This window comes from Mesorhizobium sp. M1A.T.Ca.IN.004.03.1.1, from assembly GCF_003997555.1.
Taxonomy (GTDB): Bacteria; Pseudomonadota; Alphaproteobacteria; order Rhizobiales; family Rhizobiaceae; genus Mesorhizobium.
In genome coordinates, this window is sequence record NZ_RZTV01000139.1 from 1 (window position 1) to 314 (window position 314).

The following is a 314-nucleotide window of genomic DNA, read 5'->3' on the forward strand; positions in this document are numbered from 1 at the left end:
GGACGGACCGGCGTCGGGATATAGGCGTCGACCTGCGCCATCAGCTCGCGGATGGCGTCCTCGCCGATGGTCTTGTTTGAGTCTTCGAGCGCAGCCAGAGCCGAACCCTTGACGATCGGAATGTCGTCGCCGGGGAACTCGTTCTTGGTCAGCAGCTCGCGAACCTCGAGCTCGACCAGTTCCAGAAGCTCGGCGTCGTCGACCTGGTCGACCTTGTTCAGGAACACCACGATCGAGGGCACGCCGACCTGGCGGGCCAAAAGGATGTGCTCGCGGGTCTGCGGCATCGGGCCGTCGGCGGCCGAAACCACCAG

General features: G+C 65.0%; 1 protein-coding gene. It reads right to left on the reverse strand.

Annotated features, from left to right (window positions below):
• A partial coding sequence (locus tag EOD29_RS31045; protein ID WP_245475490.1) for a GTP-binding protein occupies positions 1 to 314 on the reverse strand: 314 nt, incomplete at both ends.